Raw genomic sequence first — 279 nt, 5'->3', positions numbered from 1 at the left:
CCTCAGGGGGCCAATCTCCATCCAGTCGAGGCTGTTGTCCGTGTTGCCTCCATATGCTACATGAACCTTTTCATGATTGTATCCCCATCATCGACCGGCTTGGGACGGGCATTGACGAAGCATATAAAGGAAGCTCTTGATCTCTGTACGCCCGAAGTTCTAGCCCAATTGCCGCAGGAATGCTACGATTTGCTTTCGTGGGCTCTTTTCATTGCAGCTCATGGTTCAGCTGGACAGATTGAAAGGCCCGGGTTCGTGCAACGTCTCGCGCATGCCGCG

1 protein-coding gene is annotated in these 279 nt (G+C 53.4%); it reads left to right on the top strand.

Annotated elements, in window-relative coordinates:
- Positions 1-60: 60 nt before the first annotated feature.
- A partial coding sequence (locus PZC42_RS22940; protein ID WP_277214058.1) for a hypothetical protein occupies positions 61-279 on the top strand: 219 nt, incomplete at its 3' end.

Origin of the sequence: Isoptericola croceus (genome assembly GCF_029382255.1) — a bacterium.
Lineage (GTDB): Bacteria > Actinomycetota > Actinomycetes > Actinomycetales > Cellulomonadaceae > Isoptericola > Isoptericola croceus.
The sequence above is the reverse complement of the archived record's forward strand: the minus strand, read 5'-3'. Positions and strand labels throughout refer to the sequence as shown.